Annotated in this window: 12 protein-coding genes and 2 pseudogenes; 11 read left to right on the forward strand and 3 right to left on the reverse strand. The window is 72.0% G+C overall.

Annotated features, from left to right (window positions below; genetic code table 11):
• The first annotated feature begins 153 nt into the window (after positions 1-153).
• Together glgX and ACFY5B_RS38500 are read left to right on the forward strand one after the other, a co-directional pair.
• Positions 154-2,406 carry a glycogen debranching protein GlgX gene (gene glgX / locus ACFY5B_RS38495; RefSeq protein WP_389979602.1) on the forward strand — a complete coding sequence of 751 codons (2,253 nt, stop codon included), beginning with the start codon at positions 154-156 and terminating at the stop codon, positions 2,404-2,406.
• A gap of 421 nt (positions 2,407-2,827) precedes the next feature.
• Positions 2,828-4,234: a sulfatase gene (locus tag ACFY5B_RS38500; protein WP_389979605.1), complete on the forward strand. Its 1,407-nt coding sequence runs from the start codon at positions 2,828-2,830 to the stop codon at positions 4,232-4,234.
• Here ACFY5B_RS38500 and ACFY5B_RS38505 read toward each other — a convergent pair.
• Positions 4,231-4,320 (reverse strand): annotated as a pseudogene (locus tag ACFY5B_RS38505) (DNA-binding response regulator); the annotation flags it as partial. The gene ACFY5B_RS38500 and the pseudogene ACFY5B_RS38505 overlap by 4 nt on opposite strands.
• Before the next feature lie 2 nt (positions 4,321-4,322).
• A pseudogene (locus tag ACFY5B_RS38510) lies at positions 4,323-4,532 on the reverse strand (hypothetical protein); the annotation flags it as partial.
• 209 nt (positions 4,533-4,741) lie between these two features.
• Between ACFY5B_RS38510 and ACFY5B_RS38515 the strand changes: the two are divergent.
• The 7 genes from ACFY5B_RS38515 to ACFY5B_RS38545 all read left to right on the forward strand — a co-directional run bounded on the left by ACFY5B_RS38515 (position 4,742) and on the right by ACFY5B_RS38545 (position 16,969).
• Positions 4,742-6,670: an ABC transporter ATP-binding protein gene (locus tag ACFY5B_RS38515; protein ID WP_389979607.1), complete on the forward strand. Its 1,929-nt coding sequence runs from the start codon at positions 4,742-4,744 to the stop codon at positions 6,668-6,670.
• Positions 6,667-8,553 (forward strand): ABC transporter ATP-binding protein, encoded by a 1,887-nt coding sequence (locus tag ACFY5B_RS38520; protein WP_389979610.1) that lies wholly within the window; start codon positions 6,667-6,669, stop codon positions 8,551-8,553. The genes ACFY5B_RS38515 and ACFY5B_RS38520 overlap by 4 nt, the downstream gene beginning before the upstream one ends.
• Positions 8,554-8,580: 27 nt before the next feature.
• A complete protein-coding gene (locus ACFY5B_RS38525) occupies positions 8,581-10,422 on the forward strand; it encodes an ABC transporter transmembrane domain-containing protein (protein ID WP_389979613.1) in 1,842 nt (613 codons plus the stop codon).
• Complete coding sequence (locus tag ACFY5B_RS38530; protein WP_389979616.1) at positions 10,419-12,191, forward strand: ABC transporter ATP-binding protein; 1,773 nt, start codon at positions 10,419-10,421, stop codon at positions 12,189-12,191. Before ACFY5B_RS38525 ends, ACFY5B_RS38530 begins: the two co-directional genes overlap by 4 nt.
• Positions 12,192-12,412: 221 nt before the next feature.
• Positions 12,413-14,473 (forward strand): M4 family metallopeptidase, encoded by a 2,061-nt coding sequence (locus tag ACFY5B_RS38535; RefSeq protein ID WP_389979619.1) that lies wholly within the window; start codon positions 12,413-12,415, stop codon positions 14,471-14,473.
• Between the two features lie 250 nt (positions 14,474-14,723).
• Positions 14,724-16,370 (forward strand): M4 family metallopeptidase, encoded by a 1,647-nt coding sequence (locus ACFY5B_RS38540; protein WP_389979622.1) that lies wholly within the window; start codon positions 14,724-14,726, stop codon positions 16,368-16,370.
• A 59-nt stretch (positions 16,371-16,429) separates the two neighbouring features.
• A complete protein-coding gene (locus ACFY5B_RS38545) occupies positions 16,430-16,969 on the forward strand; it encodes a DUF1990 family protein (RefSeq protein ID WP_389979625.1) in 540 nt (179 codons plus the stop codon).
• A 49-nt stretch (positions 16,970-17,018) separates the two neighbouring features.
• Here the strand turns inward: ACFY5B_RS38545 and ACFY5B_RS38550 are convergent, their stop codons facing one another.
• Positions 17,019-19,637 carry a glycosyltransferase family 1 protein gene (locus tag ACFY5B_RS38550; protein WP_389979628.1) on the reverse strand — a complete coding sequence of 873 codons (2,619 nt, stop codon included), beginning with the start codon at positions 19,635-19,637 and terminating at the stop codon, positions 17,019-17,021.
• Positions 19,638-19,913: 276 nt separating this feature from the next.
• Here ACFY5B_RS38550 and ACFY5B_RS38555 point away from each other — a divergent pair, with 276 nt between their 5' ends.
• Both ACFY5B_RS38555 and ACFY5B_RS38560 read left to right on the forward strand, forming a co-directional pair.
• The gene (locus ACFY5B_RS38555) at positions 19,914-21,116 is read left to right on the forward strand and encodes a S8 family peptidase (RefSeq protein WP_389979631.1); all 1,203 of its coding nucleotides are present in this window, start codon (positions 19,914-19,916) and stop codon (positions 21,114-21,116) included.
• A 214-nt stretch (positions 21,117-21,330) separates the two neighbouring features.
• On the forward strand, positions 21,331-22,023 hold a 693-nt coding region (locus tag ACFY5B_RS38560; protein WP_389979634.1), incomplete at its 3' end, for a maltotransferase domain-containing protein.

Raw genomic sequence — 22,023 nt, forward strand, 5'->3', positions numbered from 1 at the left:
ACCATGCCCGCCCCCGGGGAAACGTGAGTGCGACCCACCCTCTGGGCAGAACAGTGGGGAGGACGACGCGCAGGGGAGCCGCGACCCGGGCCGCAGCACAGGGCCACACCCCTCTGTCCCCCGTCGTCCCACGAGCCGGTGGGAGGCTGACAGGTGTCCAGCGCAGCCGAGCAGGAGGCGGTGGCCGGTCATCGGGCCACCGGGAACGGGCGCCAGGCCGCCGCCGTGAACGGCGCACGGAGGGCCGCGCCGCCGCCCACCGTGTCCGCGTGGCCGGGCGCGCCGACCCCGCTGGGCGCCCGCTTCCGGGTCGGCCCGGACGGGGTGGCGGGCACCAACTTCGCGTTGTGGGCGGGCGGGGCCGAGGGCATCGAGCTGTGCCTGTTCGACGAGGCGGGCAAGGAGTCGCGGGTCCGGCTCGCCGAGCTGACCCACGAGATCTGGCACGGCTTCGTCCCGGGCGTACTGCCCGGGCAGCGCTACGGCTACCGGGTGCACGGCCGCTGGGACCCGTGGACGGGCGCCCGCTGGAACCCGGCGAAGCTGCTGCTCGACCCGTACGCCCGCGCCGTGGACGGGGACTTCGGTCTGCCGCCGGAGGTGTACGGGCACGTCCGCGACTGGCCGCAGCAGCACGTCGCCGACACCGTGCGCGACGACCGGGACTCGGCGCCGCACGTGCCGAAGGGCGTCGTCGTCCACGATGACGACGACTGGGCCGACGACCGCCGCCCGAAGACGCCGTGGGCCGACTCGGTGATCTACGAGCTGCACGTCAAGGGCTTCACGCAGCTGCACCCGGGCATACCCGAGGAGTTGCGCGGCACCTACGCCGGTCTCGCGCACCCGGCGGCGATCGAGCACCTGGTCGGGCTGGGCGTGACGGCGGTGGAGCTGCTGCCGGTGCACCAGTTCGCGCACGAGGACCACCTGCTGCGCAGAGGTCTGAGGAACTACTGGGGCTACAACTCCATCGGTTACTTCGCCCCGCACGCGGGCTACGCGGCCTCCGGGACGGCCGGGCAGCAGGTCGGCGAGTTCAAGCGGATGGTGCGCGCCCTGCACGCGGCGGGGATCGAGGTCATCCTCGACGTCGTCTACAACCACACCGCGGAGGCGGGTGAGCTCGGTCCGACACTGTCCCTGAAGGGCATCGACAACCGGGGTTACTACCGCCTCCAGGACGACCCCCGGCGCTACGCCGACTACACCGGCTGCGGCAACACCCTGCACGTCGTCCAGCCGCACGTGCTGCGCCTGATCACGGACTCGCTGCGCTACTGGGTCACCGAGATGGGCGTGGACGGCTTCCGCTTCGACCTGGCGGCGGCGCTGGCCCGCTCCATGCACGACGTCGACATGCTCTCCCCGTTCCTGGCGGTCATCGCCCAGGACCCGGTGCTGCGCCGGGTGAAACTGATCGCCGAGCCGTGGGACGTGGGGTCGGGCGGCTACCAGGTCGGGGCGTTCCCTCCGCTGTGGACGGAGTGGAACGACCGGTACCGCAACGCCGTACGGGACTTCTGGCGGCATGCGCTGCCGGACGTGCGGGAGATGGGCTACCGCCTGTCGGGCTCCAGCGACCTGTACGCCTGGGGAGGACGCAGGCCGTACGCGTCCGTCAACTTCGTCACCGCGCACGACGGTTTCACCCTGCGCGACCTCGTGTCCTACGAGCGCAAGCACAACGAGGCCAACGGCGAGGGCAACCGGGACGGTACGGACGACAACCGGGCCTGGAACTGCGGCGCCGAGGGTGAGACGGACGACGAGGGCGTACGGGCGCTCAGGCGGCGCCAGCTCAGGAACCTCCTGACCACGCTGCTGCTGTCGACGGGCGTTCCGATGCTGGTCGCGGGCGACGAGCTGGGCCGCACCCAGCGCGGCAGCAACAACGCCTACTGCCAGGACAACGAGATCAGCTGGCTGGACTGGGAGCTGCTGGAGGACCCTGCCTGGCAGGCCCTGTTCGCGCTGACCTCCCGGCTGATCGCGCTGCGCCACCGCCACCCGGTGCTCAGGCGCCGGGCGTTCTTCTCGGGCCGGGCGCAGACCGCGGACGGGCTGCGCGACCTGGCCTGGTTCACATGCCGGGGCACGGAGATGACGGAGCAGGACTGGTACGCGCCGGCCGCCACGCTCGGCATGTACCTGTCCGGCCGGGACATCCCGGGCCGCGACGAACGCGGGGAGCAGATCCTCGACGACAGCTTCCTGGCCGTCCTGCACGCGGGCGAGGAACCGGTGGACTTCGCGCTGCCGGGGCCCCCGTGGGCCGAACGGTACGAGGTCGTCGTGGACACGAGCCTGGAGGAGCAGGGGGAGGCACCGGGCGTGGAACACCGCGCGGGGACGGAGATCACAGTGCCGGCACGGGCGGTGCTGCTCCTGCGCGTGACGGGCTGAGGCATCGTTTCGCCAACGTGGCCGAGAGGCCGGGCCGGGCCATGCCGACGCGGGCGGTGCTGCCGCGAGCGGCGGGCTGAGGTGCCGTTTCGCCAACGTGACCGAGAGGCCGGGCCGGGCCATGCCGATGCGGGCGGTGCTGCCGCGAGCGGCGGGCTGAGGTGCCGTTTCGCCAACGTGGCCGAGAGGCCGGGCCGGGCCATGCCGATGCGGGCGGTGCTGCCGCGAGCGGCGGACTGAGGTGCCGTTTCGTCGGTCGGCGGGGCCGGGGATTGTTGCGCCGCATTGCGGGTGCGTGAACGCGGCGGGGATCTTCTTGACCCCGCCGTCGCACCGCTGGCAGCGTCGCTGCTGAGCCTCGGCTCCACCCCCGCCCCCCCACCCCCCCCACTCCTCCCCTCGGACCCTCCAGGACCTCCGCATGCCCGAAATATCCCGTCGTGCCCTCGGTGCTCTTGTCGGCGGTGGTGCCGTGGGCGCCGTGGCCGGTACGGCCGGTGCCGCCGAGGCGGTTCCCGTCGAGCGCCCCTTCCGAGCCCGCCCCGGCGCCGCCTCCGGACAGCGCCCCAACATCCTGGTCATCCTCGGCGACGACCTCGGCTGGGCCGATCTGTCCTCCTACGGCGCCCCGCACATCCGCACGCCGAACCTGGACCGGCTGGCCCGCCAGGGGGTGCGCTTCACGGACGCCTACTCGGGCTCCGCGACCTGCTCCCCGACCCGGTTCAGCCTCTACACGGGGCGCTATCCGGGGCGTACCAAGGGCGGGCTCGCCGAGCCGATCGCCAACAGGTCACAAGGGCTCGACCCGAACCACCCGACCCTCGCCTCGCTGTTGAAGAAGGCCGGTTACGCCACCGCCCTGATCGGCAAGTGGCACTGCGGCTGGCTGCCCGACTACAGCCCCACCAAGTCCGGTTGGGACGAGTTCTTCGGCAACCACGGGGGCGTGCTGGAGTACTTCTCCAAGCTGGGGCAGCTCGGCGAATACGACCTCTACGAGGGCGACGCCGAGTACAAGGACCTGCGGTACTACACCGACGTCCTGACCGAACGGGCCGTGGAGTACGTGAGCCGCGACCACGGCCAGCCGTGGCTGCTCAACCTCAACTTCACCACCCCGCACTGGCCGTGGCTCGCGGAGGGCGACGAGGAGACCGGCGCCGAGATCGCGGAGAAGATCCGGAACGCGAAGAGCCAGGCGGAGGTGTCGGCCGCGCTCAACCACTACGACGGCGGCTCGGTCGCCAAGTACACCGAGATGGTGCAGAGCCTGGACGCGGCCGTCGGCGAGGTGCTCACGGCGCTGCGGCACTCCGGGCAGGAGGAGCACACGCTGGTGTACTTCGCCAGCGACAACGGCGGTGAGCGCTGGTCGTACCTGTGGCCGCTCAGCGGCGAGAAGTTCGTGCTTCAGGAGGGCGGCATCCGGGTGCCGACGATCGTGCGCTGGCCGCACCGGATCGACGGCAACCAGGTCAGTCACGCGCCCAACCTCTCTCCCGACTGGACCGCGACCTTCCTGGAGGTGGCCGGTGCGCGCCCCGATCCGGCCTACCCGCTGGACGGTGCGAGCCTGGCCGGATACCTGCTGCGGGGCGAGCAGCCGCCGGAGCACGACCTGTTCTGGCGCGTGCGGGCCAACCGGGCGCTGCGGCGCGGGAACTGGAAGTACTACCGGGACGCCGCAGGCAAGGACCACCTGTACGACCTCGCCGAGGACCAGCGCGAACAGGCCGATCTGGCCCCGGACCGGCCGGAGCTGCTCGCCGAGCTCAAGGCCGCCTGGGAGGAGACCGACCGAACGCTGCTGCCCTACCCCGCCTAGCCGGCCTGGCCGAGGATCCCCCGCTGGCAGGCCGTCGCGACCGCCGCCGCGCGGTCGTTGACGCCGAGCTCGGCGTACAGGTGGGTGGGTGGGTGACGAGCAGCACGGTCGCCCCGTTCGCGCGGATGTCCTCGATCAGCTCCCAGGTGTCGCGGCGGGCGCGCGGGTCAAGCCCGGCGGCCCGGACGCGGCCGGAGTCGGGCACGCGCAGCCCCTCGACGCACTCCACGGCGGCGGCGCGACGGCCGGCGTAGCTCTTGCGCAGCTCGGTGACTTCGATGACAGGTGCGGTCGGCATACGAAGAGGGTCCCGGTGAGGCGGGGCCCGGCACATCGGCCGTCACGCTCGAACGGGCATCGGCCGATCGGCTGATGCGGCCGTACGACACGGCAGGAGCGGCCGTACGGCCCGTCGAACGTTTTCCCAGGTCGTAGGACCAAAGGCCGAGCCGTGTCCGGCGGAAACTCGGTGGGCAGTGTCAGTGCCGATCCGTAGGCTCGCAACTGATGGCCACGACAACCGCCTCCACCCAGGACCGTTCCGCCGTGCGCTCGTTGCTGCGCCTGTGGCCGTACGTGCGGCCCGCGCGGGTGCGGCTGTTCACTGCCGCGTTCGTCGCGATACTCGCCTCCTGCGTGGGCCTGGTGATCCCGCTCGTCCTGAAGTGGATGGTCGACGGGCCGATCGCCGGGCGGGACCCGGCCGGGGTGTGGCTCGGCGCGCTGTATCTGCTGCTGCTCGGCTTCGCGGAGGCCCTGCTGTTCGGGCTGCGGCGGTGGCTGGTGGCCCGTCCGCTCACCCATGTCGAGGCGTCCATGCGGGCGGGACTCTACCGGCACCTCCAGCGGCTGCCGGTGGCCTTCCACGACCGGTGGGCCTCGGGGCAGTTGCTGTCCCGCGGCACCACCGATCTGATGCTGCTGCGCCAGTTCCTCGCCTTCCCCCTGACGTTTTTGCTGGTCAACGGGGTGACGATCGTCGTGGGCGTGGTCATCATGCTGCTCCAGGACTGGACGCTGGGGCTGGTCGTCCTCGGACCCGCCGTGCCCGTCATGGTCACCTGCCTGGTCTTCGAGAAGCGGTACGCGCAGGTGGCCCGGCGGGCCCAGGACCAGGTCGGCGATCTGACGACGGTCGTCGAGGAGAGCGTGCTCGGCATCCGCATCATCAAGGGCTTCGGCCGCCACCGGAGCCAGGCCCGGGCGTTCCGGGACCTGTCGCGGACGCTGCGCGGCACGGAACTGCGCAAGGCGCGGCTGCTGGCGACGATCTGGGGCGTCATCGTGACGCTGCCGGAGGTGGCGATCGGGGCGGCGCTGGTGGTGGGGGCCGTCCAGGTCGCCGACGGTGCCCTGTCGGCGGGGACGCTGGTGGCGTTCCTGTCGACGGCGCTGGCGTTGCGGTGGCCGGTGGAGTCGATCGGGTTCCTGCTGGCGATGAGCCAGGAGGCGGCGACGGCGACGGAGCGGTTCTTCGAGGTGATGGACGAGGAGGCCGAGCACACCGCCTCCGAACACGCCTCCTCCGACCACGCCACGTCCGAGCACACCGCCCCCGGGCACGCCTCCTCCGACCACACCGCCTCCGAGCACACCGCCCCCGGGCACGCCTCCTCCGACCACACCGCCTCCGAGCACACCGCCTCCGGTGTCCGGGCCGGTGCGAAGGTCCCGCAGGACATGGGTCTGCGCTTCCACCACGTCCGGTTCCGCTACCCGGACGCCCCGCCCGGTTCCCCTCCCGTCCTGCAGGACGTCGACCTGCACATCCGCCCCGGCGAGTCCATGGCCCTGGTCGGCGCCACCGGCAGCGGCAAGACCACCCTCACGGCGCTCGTCCCCCGCCTCTACGAGCTGACCTCGGGCCGCATCACCCTCGACGGCACCGACATCACCGAGCTGTCCCGAGAAGCGCTGCGTGCCAGGGTCGCCGTGGCCTTCGAGGAGCCCACGCTGTTCTCGGCCACGGTCCGCGACAACGTTCTCATGGGTGCGAAGGGCACCGCCGGCACAGCCGATCTGGAGCGTGCCCTCGCCGTCGCCCAGGCCGAGTTCGTGCATGCCCTGCCCCAGGGGACGGACACCCAGGTGGGCGAGCAGGGCCTCAGCCTCTCCGGTGGCCAGCGCCAGCGCCTCGCGCTCGCCCGGGCCGTCGTCGGGCAGCCGGAGTTCCTCGTCCTGGACGACCCGCTGTCGGCCCTGGACGTGCACACCGAGGCGGCCGTGGAGGCCGCCCTGCGGCAGGTGCTGGCGGACACCACCGCCCTGATCGTCGCGCACCGCCCGTCCACCGTGTTGCTCGCCGACCGCGTCGCGCTGCTGTCCGGCGGCCGGATCGCCGCGGTCGGCACCCACCACGAACTGCTGCGTACGAACGCCGAGTACGCACATCTGATGTCAGGGGAAATGTCAGGGGAAGAGGAGGGCGCACGATGACGGCGGCCAGCGGCGCACCGGCCGGCAACAAACCCGACGACCGATCCGACGACCGATCCGACGACGGACCCGACGATCGTCCCGCCGCCACCGGCGACCCCTTCGACCGGGACATCCTGCCCACCCCGCCGGGCGCCACCGGCGCCCTGCTGCGCTCCCTGCTCGCGCCCATGAAGGCCCGGGTCACGGTCACGACGCTCCTGCTGCTGCTCCAGCAGGCGGTCGTGCAGGCCGGCCCGCTGCTCGTGGCGTACGCCATCGACCGCGGCGTGCCGGCGTTCCGCGCGCAGGACCACGGGCCGCTGATCGCGGTGGGCGTCGGGTATCTGGTGTGCGCGCTGGCCGCGGGCGGGCTGCAGTTCGCGTTCGTCGCCGCCGCGGCCCGGGTCAGCCAGGACGTGCTGCTCGACCTGCGTGGCCGGATCTTCCGCCACGCGCAGGCGCTGAGCGTCGACTTCCACGAGCGCTACACCTCGGGCCGGCTCATCTCCCGCTCCACGACCGACGTGGAGTCGCTGCGCGAGCTGCTGGACGAGGGCCTCCAGGAGCTCGTGACGGTGATCCTGTCCTTCGTCTACATCTCGGCGATGCTGCTCTGGCTCGACCTGGGTCTCGGGTGCGTGGCGGTGGCGTCCCTGGTGCCGCTGTACGCGCTCGTGCGGTGGTACCAACGGCGGGCCGGGCGGGTGTACCGGGCGCGGTCGACCGCCATCGCGGCCGTGATCGTCAAGTTCGTCGAGACGATGAACGGCATCCGCCCGGTGCGCGCCTTCCGTCGAGAGTCCGCCAACGACGCGGACTTCGGCGAGCTCAACCGGCGGCACGAACGGGTCAACGGCGACGCGCTGCTGGAGATGGCCCGCTACGTCACCGGCTCCCGCCTGGTGGCCAACACGGCGGTCGCGGCGATCGTCCTGTGGGGCGCGCACCGGGTCGCGGACGGCACGCTGGCCCTCGGTGTGCTGGCGGCGGCCGTGCTGTACCTGCGGCGACTGTACGACCCCATCGACCGGCTCGGGATGTTCCTGAACTCCTACCAGTCGGCGGCGGCCTCGCTGGAGAAGATCGCCGGCCTGCTCGCCCAGGCCCCGTCGGTCCCCGAGCCGGCCACCCCCCGGCAGCTCCCGCCGCTCGAGAGCGAGCAGCCCGGCCGCGAAGTGGTCTTCGACGGCGTCCGCTTCGGCTACCGCACCGGCGGCGAGGTGCTGCCCGCGTTCGACCTCACCCTGCCGGCGGGGCAGACCGTCGCGGTCGTGGGCTCCACGGGCGCCGGCAAGTCGACACTGGCCAAGCTGTTGGCCCGCTTCTACGACCCCTCCGGCGGCCGGGTGCTGCTGGACGGCGTCGACCTGCGCGACCTCCCCGTGCCGGAACTGCGGCGCGGGGTGGTCATGGTGACGCAGGAGGCGTTCCTGTTCTCCGGCACGGTCGCCGACAACATCGCGATCGGCCGCCCGGACGCCACCCGCGAGGAGATGGAGCAGGCGGCGAAGGAGCTCGGCGCGCACGACTTCATCAGCTCCCTGCCCGACGGCTACGACACCGACGTGCGCAAGCGGGGTGGCCGGATCTCCGCCGGGCAGCGGCAACTGGTCGCGTTCGCCCGGGCGTTGCTGGCCGATCCGGCGGTCCTGATCCTCGACGAGGCGACCAGCTCGCTGGACATCCCGGGGGAGCGCGCGGTGCAGCGGGCCATGACGACGGTGCTGAAGGGCCGCACGGCCGTGGTCATCGCGCACCGGCTGTCGACCGTGGAGATCGCGGACCGTGTTCTGGTGATGGAGCACGGCCGGATCGTGGAGGACGGCGAACCGGCCGAACTCATCGCGGGCACGGGCAGGTTCGCGGATCTGCACCGGGCATGGCGGGACAGTCTGGCCTAGGGCGACGGCGGCGCAGGAGGAGGGCGGATGATCGACGCGTACGAGGACCCCGGCACACCCGATCACCGCGGCGGCGCCCGGTACCTGTGGTGGCTGGTCATGCGGCAGCCCGGGCGGTGTGCCGCCGGGGCGATGTTCGGCAGTGTGTGGATGGTGCTGCTGGCGGCCACGCCCTATCTGATGTCCCGGGCGATCGACGACGGGCTGGAGCCGGGCGACATGAGCGCGCTGGTGCTCTGGAGCGGCGCGCTGTTCGCGGTGGGCGCCTTCAACGCCTGGCTGAGCATCATGCGGCACCGCACCATGACGAGGGTCCGTATGGACGCCAACTTCCGCACGGTGAAGGTCGTCGTGGGCCAGGCGGTCCGGCTCGGGTCGTCCCTGTCCCGGCAGATGGGCGCGGGTGAGGTCGTCACGATCGGTGTGGGTGACGTCCAGACGATCAGCCAGTCCCTGACGGTCGTCGGCCCCGGCGTCGGCGCCGTCGTGGCCTATCTGGTCGTGGCCGTCCTGCTGATGTCGGTCTCTCCCCTCATCGCCGCCGTCGTCCTGCTCGGCATTCCGGTCCTCGTCCTGCTGGTCGGCCCGCTGCTCGGCCGGCTGCAGGGCTCGGAGGCGGAGTACCGCGAACGCCAGGGCGTCCTGACGGCCCGCATCGGCGACCTCGCCGGCGGCCTGCGGGTCCTCGCCGGCCTCGGCGGCAAGGACCTGATCTCGGACGCCTTCCGCCGGGACTCCGGGCGGCTGCGCGAACAGGGCTACCGCGTCGGGGCGGTGACCAGCTGGGTCCAGGCCCTGGGCATCGGCCTGCCGACGCTGTTCCTCGCGGTGGTGACCTGGCTCGCGGCGCGCCTGGCCGCGCAGGGCCACATCACCGTGGGCGAGCTGGTGTCGGTCTACGGCTATGTGGCGGTCCTGGTGGGCCCGGTGTCCTTCTGGGTGGAGTGCGGCTACCAGATCAGCCGCGGCCTGGTGTGTGCCCGCCGGGTCGTACGGTTCCTGCGCCTGGAGCCGGTGCCCGACACCGGCACCCGGGACGCCCCGTCCGAGCCCTCGGTGCTGCACGACCCCGAGTCGGGCGTACGCATCCCGCCGGGCGGCCTGACGGCGCTGGTGGCGGAGCACCCCGCGGACGCCACGGCCGTCCTGGACCGCCTGGCCCGCTACGCCCCGTCGAACGCCACGTGGGGCGGCACTCGCCTGGACGACATCGCACTGACCCAGGTCAGGTCCCGCATTCTGCTGGCTGACCACGAGGCGGACCTGTTCGCCGGAACGCTCCGGGAGATGATCGCCCCTTCTTCGAGGGGCGCGGGGAACCGGGCGAGCCGGCACGACGGACCAGCGGACGCCGCACCGGAGAACCCGGCGACCCGGAAGGCGCTCCACACCGCCGCGGCCGACGACATCGTCCAGGCCCTCCCCGGCGGCCTGGACTCCCCGATGACCGCCCAGGCCCGCAATCTCAGCGGCGGCCAACGCCAGCGCATCCGCCTGGCAAGAGCCCTTCTGGCCGACCCGGAGATCCTCCTCACCGTCGAGCCCACCTCGGCCCTGGACGCCCACACGGAGGCCACGGTCGCGTCCAGGCTGGGCGCGGCACGACAGGGCCGCACCACGGTCGTCACCACGACCTCCCCCCTGGTCCTGGACCACGCGGACACCGTCCACTTCCTGAAGGACGGCAAGATCGCAGCCACCGGCACCCACCACGAACTCCTGGAATCCACTCCCGGCTACCGAGCCGTCGTCGCAAGGGACACCGAGGCACGGGACACCGAAGAACGAGCCACGCGGGCCCGGGCCGGAGCACGAGCCCCCGGCGCACGGGCCACCGGAGCGCGGGACACCGAGGAGGCCCTGGGATGACCGGCACTCATCTCCCCGTCGCCGGACGGCAGGACGTCCGGCGCGCGATGCTGGAGCTCGTACGGGCGGACACCCGGGTCTTCTGCGTGGTTCTCGGTCTCAACGCCCTGGCCGCCCTGGCGGGTCTCGCGGGGCCGTGGCTGCTCGGCCGGATGATCGACGACGTACAGGCGGGCCACGGAGTCGGAGCCGTGGACCGGCTCGCCCTCGCTCTGCTCCTGTGCGCCCTCGCCCAGTTGCTCCTGGCCCGCTGGGCCCGCTATGCGGGCCACCGCTTCGGCGAACGGACCCTGGCCCGCGTGCGGGAGCGGTTCGTGGACCGCGCCCTCGCCCTGCCCGCCTCGGTGGTCGAGAGAGCCGGCACCGGCGACCTCACCGCCCGCGGCACCTCCGACGTCACGACCGTCGGCAACACCCTGCGCGACGCCGGCCCGGTCCTGCTCGTCAACCTCGTCCAGTGCCTGTTCCTGATCGGCGCGGTGTTCCTCCTGGACCCTCTGCTCGGCGCCCTCGGCGTGCTCGGACTCGCACCGATCCAGGCGGCGTTGCGCTGGTACCTGCGGCGGGCCCGGGACGGCTATCTCGCCGAGGGCGCGGCCACCTCGGACGTCGCCGAGATCCTCGCGGCGACCGCGTCCGGCGCCCGCACGGTCGAGGCGTTCCGCCTGGAGAGCCGGCGCACGGCCGCGAGCCGGGAGGCCCTGGAGATTTCCCGCCGCACCCGCTTCCACACGCTCCATCTGCGCAGTGTGTTCTTCCCGGCGGTGGAGGTGTCGTACATCCTGCCCGTGGCCGGTGTCCTGGTGATCGGCGGCGTGCTGCACTCCTCCGGGGCGATGAGCCTCGGAGCGGTGGTGGCGGCGGCCCTGTATCTGCACCAGCTCAGCAACCCGCTGGACGAGATCCTGGTCCGGGTCGAGCAACTGCAGAGCAGCGGCGCCTCGTTCGCCCGGGTGGAAGGACTCGCCCGGGCACCGCACGTCGGCGGGGAGGGCGACTGCCCGGATCCCGACGGCGACCGGATCGACGTCATCGGGGTGCGCTACGCGTACGACGGAGGCGTCGAGGTGCTGCGCGGTGTCGATCTGACGGTGCGGCCCGGGGAACGGCTCGCCATGGTCGGGCCGTCCGGGGCCGGCAAGACCACACTGAGCCGGCTGATGGCGGGCATCGACGCGCCGACCGCAGGCTCGGTGACGGTCGGCGGCGTGCCGGTCGTCGGACTGGGCCCGGAGCGGCTGCGCCGTCAGGTCGTCCTGGTCACCCAGGAGCACCACGTGTTCCTCGGCTCGGTCCGCGACAACCTGAGGATCGCCGAACCGACCGCGGACGACGAGCGGTTGTGGAACGCGCTGACCGTGGTCGGCGCCGACGCGTGGGTGCGGGAGCTGCCGCGGGGGCTGGACACCCCGCTCGGCCAGGGAGGCCGCCGTACCGACGGCTCGCAGGCGCAGCAACTCGCCCTGGCCCGCGTGGTGCTGGCAGACCCGCACACGCTGATCCTCGACGAGGCGACCGCGCTGCTCGACCCGACGACCGCCCGGCACACCGAGCGGGCCCTGGCCGCCGTCCTCGAGGGGCGCACCGTCATCGCCGTCGCGCACCGGCTGCACACCGCGCACGACGCCGACCGGGTGGCGGTGATGGAGGACGGCCGGCTGACCGAACTCGGCACGCACGACGAGTTGGTGGCGGCCGGTGGCGCCTACGCGGCGCTGTGGCACTCCTGGCACGGGGATCTGCCCGAGGACAGCGAAGCGCCCGCATAGCGGATCTGCCCGGGGACGGCCGAGCGGCCGCACGGCGACGCGTCCGTATAACGAACATGAACTTCCGGACAACGAACCGTTTCCGGCCATACTTTTGACGCGGTCCTGACAGAAAGCGCGCTCTCCTGCCACGCTTCCCACGACTGCTCCACAGGAACCCCACAGCAACACCTCCACCTCCCCAGGCCGGGCGACCCCCGGTCCCGCAGAAGGAGTCAGTGTTGAGAAGCAGTTCCTCGCGAAGAGGCACCTCCCACAGACGCACTCCCCACACCCCCCGCCGCACCGCGGCCGTGGCCCTCGCCGGCGTCGCCGCGCTGATCGCCGCCGCCGTCCAGAGCGGCACCGCCACCGCAGCCCCTACGACGGCGCCGTCGGCCGCGAGCAAGGCGAACCCCGGCTCCGAGTCGGTCAGGCTCACCCCCGCGCAGCGCGCCGCGCTGATCCGGGAAGCCGACGCCGCGAAGGCGGAGACCGCGAAGGACCTGGGCCTCGGCGCCAAGGAGAAGCTGGTCGTCCGCGACGTCCTCAAGGACCGCGACGGCACCGTGCACACGCGCTACGAGCGCACCTACGACGGCCTGCCGGTCCTCGGCGGCGACCTGGTCGTCGAGAGCACGAAGGCGGACGCCACCGCGGCCGTCGTGAAGGCAACCCGCGCCGCCATCAAACCGGCGACGACGAAGACCGCGGTGTCCGCCGCGAAGGCCCGGCAGCAGGCCCTGAAGGCCGGCGAGGCCGGCGAGGCCAAGGACGCCGGCATCAACCGCGCGCCCCGCAAGGTGATCTGGGCCGCGAACGGCAAGCCGGTCGTGGCCTACGAGACGGTCGTCGGCGGCTTCCAGCACGACGGCACCCCGCAGGAACTGCACGTCGTCACCGACGCCACCACCGGCGAGAAGCTGTTCGAGTGGGAGGCGATCGAGACCGGCACCGGCAACACGGTGTACTCCGGCACGGTCGACCTCACCACCACCCAGTCCGGGTCGACGTACAACCTCACCGACGGCGCCCGCGGCAACCACAAGACGTACAACCTCAACCGCGGCACCTCCGGCACCGGCACCCTCTTCTCCGGCCCGGACGACGTGTGGGGCAACGGCACCCCCTCCAACCTGGAGTCCGCGGGCGCCGACGCGCACTACGGTGCCGCCCTGACCTGGGACTACTACAAGAACGTGCACGGACGCTCGGGCATCAAGGGCGACGGCGTCGGGGCCTACTCCCGGGTCCACTACGGCAACAACTACGTCAACGCCTTCTGGTCGGACAGCTGCTTCTGCATGACCTACGGCGACGGCTCGGGCAACGCGAACCCGCTGACGTCGATCGACGTGGCCGCGCACGAGATGACCCACGGGCTCACCTCGAACACCGCCGGCCTCAACTACAGCGGCGAGTCCGGCGGCCTGAACGAGGCGACCTCGGACATCTTCGGCTCGACGGTCGAGTTCTACGCGAACAACTCCTCCGACGTCGGTGACTACCTCATCGGCGAGGAGATCAACATCAACGGCGACGGCACGCCGCTGCGCTACATGGACAAACCGAGCAAGGACGGCTCGTCCAAGGACAGCTGGTACTCGGGCATCGGCTCGATCGACGTGCACTACTCGTCCGGCCCGGCCAACCACTTCTTCTACCTGCTGAGCGAGGGCAGCGGCACCAAGACCATCAACGGCGTCACGTACAACTCCGCCACCTCGGACGGCCTTCCGGTCACCGGCATCGGCCGGGACAAGGCGGAGAAGATCTGGTTCCGCGCGCTCACCACGAAGTTCACCTCGACCACCAACTACGCGGGCGCCCGCACCGGCACCCTCGCGGCCACCGGTGAGCTCTACGGCACCGACAGCGCCGAGTACAAGGCGGTCCAGCACGCGTGGGCGGGCATCAACGTCGGCACCCGCCCCGGCGACGGTGGCGGCGGCGGCACGTCCTTCGAGAACGCCGCCGACGTGGCGATCCCCGACCGCGGCGCGGCGGTCAACTCGCCGGTCACCGTCTCCGGCCGCACGGGCAACGCGCCGTCCAACCTCCAGGTCGCGGTGGACATCGTCCACACCTACATCGGTGACCTCAAGGTGGACCTGGTCGCCCCCGACGGCACGGTCTACACGCTGAAGGGGTACGGCACCGGCGGAAGCGCCGACAACCTCAACACCACCTACACGGTGAACGCCTCCTCCGAGGTGGCCAACGGCGTCTGGAACCTGCGCGTCCAGGACAACGCGGCCATCGACACCGGCTACATCAACAGCTGGAAGCTGACGTTCCCGTAGATCCGCAGGTCGGCAGGCCCACCGTGCCTTAGGTACGCGGGCCCGTAGACCGTCGAAGTCAGGGCGCCGCCCCGGTGGGTTCGAATCCCCCGGGGCGGCGTCCGTTTCACGTGTCCTCGCGTACATCTGGCCGTCGACTTCTGGCCAACATCACGCCGACTCCTGACATGTACGCGTCTTGAGTGCCACTCTTCCCCCACCCGCACAGCACCACAGCAGCAGAGCACTTCCCCCACATCGAGGAGCTCGTGTGTCCACCTCTTTCTACGCGCGTCAAAAGCGCGCCACGCTCGCCATCGCCACCGCCGTCGCCGCAGGTGCCCTGCTCACCACCGGCCTGAGCTCCGGCAGCAGCGTCGCCGCGGACTCCGCGAGCAAGCCGGCCCTCGCCGCCGCCCCCGTCCTGCTCTCCGCGCAGGCCCGCACCGCGCTCGTCCAGGAGCAGCAGGCGGAGGCCACGCGGACCGCCGACGCGATAGGCCTCGGCTCCCAGGAGAAGCTGGTCGTCAAGGACGTCGTGAAGGACGCCGACGGCTCGGTCCACACCCGCTACGAGCGCACCTACGCGGGCCTGCCGGTCCTCGGCGGCGACCTCGTGGTGCACGAGTCGAAGTCGGGCGGGGCCTTGGGCGTCACCAGAGCCACCAAGGCGACCCTGAAGGTCGCCTCGCTCAAGCCCTCGGTCACCGCCGCCAAGGCCGAGAAGCAGGCCGTGACCCTCGCCAAGGCGGCCGGCTCGGCCAAGACCGAGGCGGACTCCGCTCCCCGCAAGGTGATCTGGGCGGCCGACGGCAAGCCGGTCCTCGCCTACGAGACCGTCGTCGGCGGCCTCCAGGAGGACGGCACCCCGAACGAGCTGCACGTCATCACCGACGCCGCCACCGGCAAGAAGCTCTACGAGTACCAGGGCGTCGAGACCGGCACCGGCAACACCACCTACAGCGGCGCCGTCACCCTCAGCACCACCAAGTCCGGGTCGACGTACAACCTGACGGACGGCACCCGCGGCGGCCACAAGACGTACAACCTCAACCGCGGCACCTCCGGCACCGGCACCCTCTTCTCCGGCTCCGACGACGTCTGGGGCACCGGCAACCCGTCCAACGCCGAGACCGCCGCCGCCGACGCGCACTACGGCGCCCAGATCACCTGGGACTTCTACAAGAGCACCTTCGGCCGCAGCGGCATCCGCAACGACGGCAAGGCCGCCTACTCCCGCGTCCACTACGGCAACAACTACGTCAACGCCTTCTGGTCCGACAGCTGCTTCTGCATGACCTACGGCGACGGCTCGGGCAACACCCACCCGCTGACCTCGCTGGACGTGGCCGCCCACGAGATGAGCCACGGTCTGACGTCGGCCACGGCGGGCCTGAACTACAGCGGCGAGTCGGGCGGCCTGAACGAGGCCACGTCCGACATCTTCGGCGCGGGCGCGGAGTTCTTCGCGAACAACTCCTCCGACAAGGGCGACTACCTCATCGGCGAGGAGATCGACATCAACGGCGACGGCTCGCCGCTGCGCTACATGGACAAGCCCAGCAAGGACGGCGCGTCCAAGGACAGCTGGTCCTCCAGCCTGGGCGGCGTGGACGTCCACTACTCCTCCGGTCCCGCCAACCACTTCTTCTACCTGCTGTCCGAGGGCAGCGGCTCCAAGACGATCAACGGCGTGACCTACAACTCGCCCACCTCCAACGGCTCCACGGTCACCGGCATCGGCCGGACCAAGGCGCTGCAGATCTGGTACAAGGCGCTGACGACGTACATGACGTCGACGACCAAGTACGCCCAGGCCCGTACGGCGACCCTGAACGCGGCCTCGGCGCTGTACGGCGCCTCCAGCACCGAGTACAAGGCGGTCGCGTCCGCCTGGTCGGCCGTCAACGTCGGCTGACCGAAGCACGGCCACGGGCGGTACCCGGACCCGAAGCGGGTCCGGGTACCGCCTTACTCTTGGGGACCGTGTCTTCTACGGATCCGCAGGACTTCACCTACGCCGATGTCGGCGCCACCCGTGACCAGGGTTTCTGCCCGCCGGGCTTCCGTCCCATGAACGTGCGCACCCGCCTCGGCGAGGGCGAGGAGGTCTTCCGCCGGGCGGCGGAGGCGGTGCTCACCTGGGAGATGCACCGCGCGATGGGCGTCGGCCTCGACGCGACCGCGGACCGGGCCGCCCCCGGCGTCGAGGTCACCGTCACCCTCGCCGGCATGATCAAGGCCCCCTGCCGCGTGGTCTGGACCGTCGAGGAACCCCGCCGGGCGGGCTGGGCCTACGGCACCTTGCCCGGTCACCCGGAGACCGGCGAGGAGTCCTTCGTGGTCGACCGCACGGGCGACGGCACGGTGTGGCTGACGGTGAACGCCTTCAGCCGGGCCGCCAAGTGGTACGCAAAGGCGGGCGGCCCGGCGACCAGGGGCTTCCAGCACGCGTACGCCCGCAGGTGCGGAAGTGTCCTACGGAACCTGGCAACGCAGAGTGAGGAGTCGCCCTAGGGGGCGCGGGGAACTGCGCCACCAGCCCCCACACACCCGCAGCCGACACTCAACGCATCAACAACCCCGCAGCCGCCACCAGCTCCTCGGAAGGCCCGGCCACAAGCCCCAACTCCGCGCTGGACGCCAACAGCCGATGCGCGGGAAGGATCCGCACCGTGTACCCAAAAGGCCCGGTGCGATCCAGCGACAGGGGCCCTTCATAAACCCAGCGCCCGTCCTGGTCGGGAGACCCCACCGGCTTCAACGGAACGACAGCCGCGTCGGCGATGCGATCCTCCTCGTCCACCCGCCCGGAAACGACCTGCACCTCCACGTCGTCCGGACCGAGTTCCCCGAGCCCCACCCGCACCCGAAGCCCCAGCGTCGTCCCCAGCTCCGCCAGCACCTCCGACGCCGACGTCTCCACGTGGTCGACGGTGACGCCCGGCCACGCCGCCCGCACCCTCGTCTTCCACTCGGCGAGATCACGCGCCGCGTCCGGCCCCACGGCCCGGTGGGAGAGCGCGGCCGGCGCGTAGAGCCGCTCCACGTACTCGCGGACCATCCGCCCCGCCAGCACCTTCGGCCCGAGCAGGCTCAGCGTGTGCCGCACCATCTCGATCCACCGGTCGGGCAGCCCGCTGCGCCCCCGCTCGTAGAAGCGGGGCGTCACCCGCTGCTCCAGCAGGTCGTACAGCGCCGCGGCCTCTATGTCGTCACGGTGGTCCTGGTCGGTACCGACACCGTCCGCCGTGGGGATGGCCCAGCCGAAGTCGGGCTGGAACCACTCGTCCCACCAGCCGTCGAGGACCGACAGATTGAGGCAGCCGTTGAGCGCGGCCTTCATGCCGGACGTGCCACAGGCCTCCAGCGGCCGGAGCGGGTTGTTCAGCCAGATGTCGCAGCCGGGGTACAGCTTCTGCGCCATCGCCATGCCGTAGTCGGGCAGGAAGACGATCCGGTGCCGTACCCGCGGGTCGTCCGCGAACCGCACCAGCTCCTGCACCAGCCGCTTGCCGCCGTCGTCCGCGGGGTGCGCCTTGCCCGCGACGACGATCTGGACCGGCCGCTCGGGGTGCAGCAGCAGGTCCATCAGCCGGTCCCGGTCGCGCAGCATCAGCGTCAGGCGCTTGTACGAGGGGACGCGCCGGGCGAAGCCGATCGTCAGGACGTCCGGGTCGAGCACGTCGTCGATCCAGCCCAGCTCGGCCGTATGGGCGCCGCGCTGCCGCCAGGAGGCCCGCAGCCGCTGCCGCACCTCCTCGACGAGCTGCTCGCGCAGCACCCGCCGCAGGTCGAAGATGTCCTGGTCGGGGATGTCGGCGACCGCGTCCCAGCGGTCCGAGCCGCCGACGGTCAGCGCGTCCTCGGCGCGCTGGGCGCCGATCTGCTTCGCACCGAGCCGGAACACCTCGGGGGCGACCCAGGTGGGGGCGTGCACTCCGTTGGTCACGGACGTGATCGGCACCTCGTCGGCGTCGAAGCCGGGCCACAGGCCGGAGAACATCTCGCGGCTGACATTGCCGTGCAGCAGCGAGACACCGTTGGCGCGCTGGGCCAGGCGCAGGCCCATCACGGCCATGTTGAACAGGTTGGGCTCCCCGCCCGGATAGCTCTCCAAGCCGAGCCGCAGGATGCGGTCGACGTCGATGCGGGGCAGCTCGGCGTCGGGGCCGAAGTGGCGGGCGACCAGTTCGCGGTCGAACCGGTCGATGCCGGCCGGTACGGGCGTGTGGGTGGTGAAGACGGTCCCGGCGCGGACCGACTCCAGCGCCGAGTCGAAGTCGAGTCCGTGCGCGCACAGTTCCGCGATGCGCTCAAGGCCGAGGAACCCGGCGTGCCCCTCGTTGGTGTGGAAGACCTCCGGCGCGGGATGGCCGGTCAGCCGGCAGTACGTCCGTACCGCCCGGACCCCTCCTATGCCGAGGAGCATCTCCTGGAGCAGCCGGTGCTCGCTGCCGCCGCCGTAGAGCCGGTCGGTCACGCCGCGCTCGCCGAGGTCGTTCTCCTCGACGTCGGAGTCCAGCATCAGCAGCGGGACCCGGCCGACCTGCGCGAGCCAGATCCGGGCGTGCAGCTGCTTGCCGCCGGGCAGGGCGAGGGAAACCTGGGCGGGGGTGCCGTCGGCCCCCTCCAGCTGGACGACGGGCAGCTCGTTGGGGTCGAGGACCGGGTAGTGCTCCTGCTGCCAGCCGTCCCGGGACAGGGTCTGGCGGAAGTAGCCGTGCCGGTACAGCAGGCCGACGCCGATCAGCGGGACGCCGAGGTCGCTGGCCGCCTTGAGGTGGTCGCCGGCCAGGATGCCGAGGCCGCCGGAGTACTGGGGCAGGGCGGCCGTGATGCCGAACTCGGGTGAGAAGTAGGCGATCGCGGCGGGCAGTTCCTCGGGCTGGGTCTGGTACCAGCGGTCGCCGGTCGTGTAGTCGTGCAGATCGCCGGCGACCGCGGTCAGGCGGCGCAGGAAGGGGCGGTCCCCGGCCAGTTCCGCCAGCCGCGCGGGCGGCACGCTGCCGAGCAGCCGGACGGGGTCGCCGCCCGAGGCCGCCCACCGCTCGGGGTCGACGGACCGGAACAGGTCACGGGTCTCCGCGTGCCAGGACCAGCGCAGGTTGCGGGCCAGGTCGCTGAGCGGCCGGAGGGGGTCGGGGAGAACGGGTCGGACGGTGAATCGACGGATCGCCTTCACGGGTTCCACCTCGGCGCGTTCGCTGGATTTCGCAGGGCTTCGACGACGTCTCCTACGACAGTACCCACGTCGGCGCCCCCGCCGCTGAGGCTCCGCGACCCGACCCCCGATCGGCCTGAACAGCACCATCCACGGATATGGCCGATTCCACCCCCATAGGCCTCCTTGTGGTGCTTCACCCGCCACGAGAGGCTGCCTCTGGCGTACCGGCCCGTGCCCGCCGCACGCGGCGCCGCGCGGCCGCCGTACGCCGAGTCGAGGAGGGGACATCGGACCATGGCTCGGACGCGCGAGCGGCGTCTGCGCCGGACGGGGGGCCTGGTCGCGGCGATCTGTGCCGCGGCGTTTTCGGCCACCACCCTGCCCGCGCACGCCGCACCGGAGGGGCGGATACTCGGCGCCGGATCACCCGGCTCCGTGCACGGAAGTTACCTGGTGACACTGAAGGAGGGCATGGCAGCCCGGTCATCGGCCGGAAAGGGCCTCGCCGGAGAGTACGGGGTGGAAATCAGCCACACCTACGGCACGGTCCTGAACGGCTACGCGGTCCGCGCGGACGACAGACAGGCCCGGCGGCTGGCCGCCGACCCCCGGGTCGCCTCGGTCGTCCAGGACACCCGAGTGCGCTTGGACGGCGTACAGAAGGAACCCCCGTCCTGGGGGCTGGACCGCGTCGACCAGCCGCGGCTGCCTGTGGACCGGAGCTACACCTGGCCGCCGTCGGCCGGTGCGGGAGTGACGGTGTACGTGATCGACACCGGCGTCCGGACCACCCACCGGGACTTCGGAGGCCGGGCGGCCCACGGCTGGGACTTCGTCGGGAACGACCGGGTCGCCTCGGACACCAACGGCCACGGCACGCACATCGCCGGCACGGTGGCCGGGACGACCCACGGCGTCGCCAAGAAGGCCCGGATCGTCTCCGTGCGCGTCCTCGACGCGGCGGGCGGGGGCACCACGGCCCGGGTGATCGCCGGGATCGACTGGGTGACCCGGCACGCGAAGAAGCCCGCGGTCGCCAACCTCAGCCTCGGCGGAGCGCGCAACGAGCGGCTGGACGCCGCCGTCCGCGCCTCCATCGCCTCCGGCGTCACCTACACGGTCGCCGCGGGCAACGACGGCAGGCCGGCCGGTCTGTATTCCCCGGGGAGCGTGAAGCAGGCCCTCACGGTCGGCGCGACCGACCGGGAGGATTCAAAACCGGCCTTCTCCAACCACGGTCCGGCGCTCGATCTGTTCGCGCCCGGGGTCGCCATCACCTCCGCGTCCGCCGTGAGCGACACCGCATGGGCAGCCTTTTCGGGTACCTCGATGGCGTCCCCGCACGCCGCCGGCGCGGCCGCGCTCTATCTGGCCGATCATCCGAAAGCCACTCCGGCGCAGGTCGGGAGGGCCCTGACCGCCGCAGCGGCGACCGGGAAGGTCTCCGGCCGGGGCACCGGTTCGCCGGACAAGTTATTGCGCGTGCCGCGCGTGTAGGGCGAAGGAGCAGCCGCGTCAGGGGCCGGCCTCGTCCGTCGCGGACGAGGCCGGTCTTGTGTGTCGACATACGCGTGAGTAGTTAACAAAGTGCCGGATTGCCCACCCGAATAGGGTGGGAAGGCTCCTGCGGGTACCCCTCTCAGGAGCACCATGCAGGACCCACCTCCCCACAGACATCCGCCTACCCACGTTGACGCGGACAGGAGCGGTCATGCCCGCCAAGCACCACTCGCCAGCACCCCCCAACCGCCGCACCACCGGGGCGCGCGCACCCGGCGGCGAAGCACGCCCCGCGCGCCCGGCCGACGCCGGTCCACCGGCCGCGCCACCACCCCCCGTGAGCGACGCGACCGCCGTCGGGCGCATACCCGTCCTGGATGTCCGTCCGGCGGTCCAGCAGGGACGCCGGCCGGCCAAGGCCGTCACCGGCGAGACCTTCGAGATCTCGGCGACCGTGTTCCGGGAGGGGCACGACGCGGTGGCCGCCAATGTCGTCCTGAAGGACCCGGAGGGCCGCCCCGGCCCGTTCACACCCCTGCGGGAGCTGGCCCCGGGAACGGACCGGTGGGGCGCCACGGTCACCGCGGGAGAGCCGGGGCTGTGGACGTTCACCGTCGAGGCATGGGGGGACCCGGTCAGTACCTGGCGCCATCATGCCGAGATCAAGATCCCGGCGGGCATGGACACGGACGTCGTCCTGGAGGAGGGCGCGCGTCTGTACGAGCGGGCAGCGGCCGGTGTGCCCGAGGAGGAGGGACTGCGCGCAGTGATCCTGACCGCCGTCGACGCCCTGCGGGACGAGGACCGCCCCGCGGCGGCTCGTCTGGCGGCGGCGCTGACGCCGGAGGTGGACGCGGTCCTGGCCCGGCATCCGCTGCGTGACCTGGTCACCAGCAGCGAGCCG

The organism is Streptomyces sp. NPDC013187 (genome assembly GCF_042899705.1).
GTDB classification, from domain to species: Bacteria; Actinomycetota; Actinomycetes; order Streptomycetales; family Streptomycetaceae; genus Streptomyces; species Streptomyces hawaiiensis_A.

Excerpts from the sequence above, each read along its gene's own strand:
- ACFY5B_RS38555 (WP_389979631.1), top strand. The coding sequence starts at position 19,914 with ATGGCTCGGACGCGCGAGCGGCGTCTGCGCCGGACGGGGGGCCTGGTC.
- ACFY5B_RS38515 (WP_389979607.1), top strand. The coding sequence starts at position 4,742 with ATGGCCACGACAACCGCCTCCACCCAGGACCGTTCCGCCGTGCGCTCG.
- ACFY5B_RS38525 (WP_389979613.1), top strand. The coding sequence starts at position 8,581 with ATGATCGACGCGTACGAGGACCCCGGCACACCCGATCACCGCGGCGGC.
- ACFY5B_RS38520 (WP_389979610.1), top strand. The coding sequence starts at position 6,667 with ATGACGGCGGCCAGCGGCGCACCGGCCGGCAACAAACCCGACGACCGA.
- ACFY5B_RS38530 (WP_389979616.1), top strand. The coding sequence starts at position 10,419 with ATGACCGGCACTCATCTCCCCGTCGCCGGACGGCAGGACGTCCGGCGC.
- ACFY5B_RS38500 (WP_389979605.1), top strand. The coding sequence starts at position 2,828 with ATGCCCGAAATATCCCGTCGTGCCCTCGGTGCTCTTGTCGGCGGTGGT.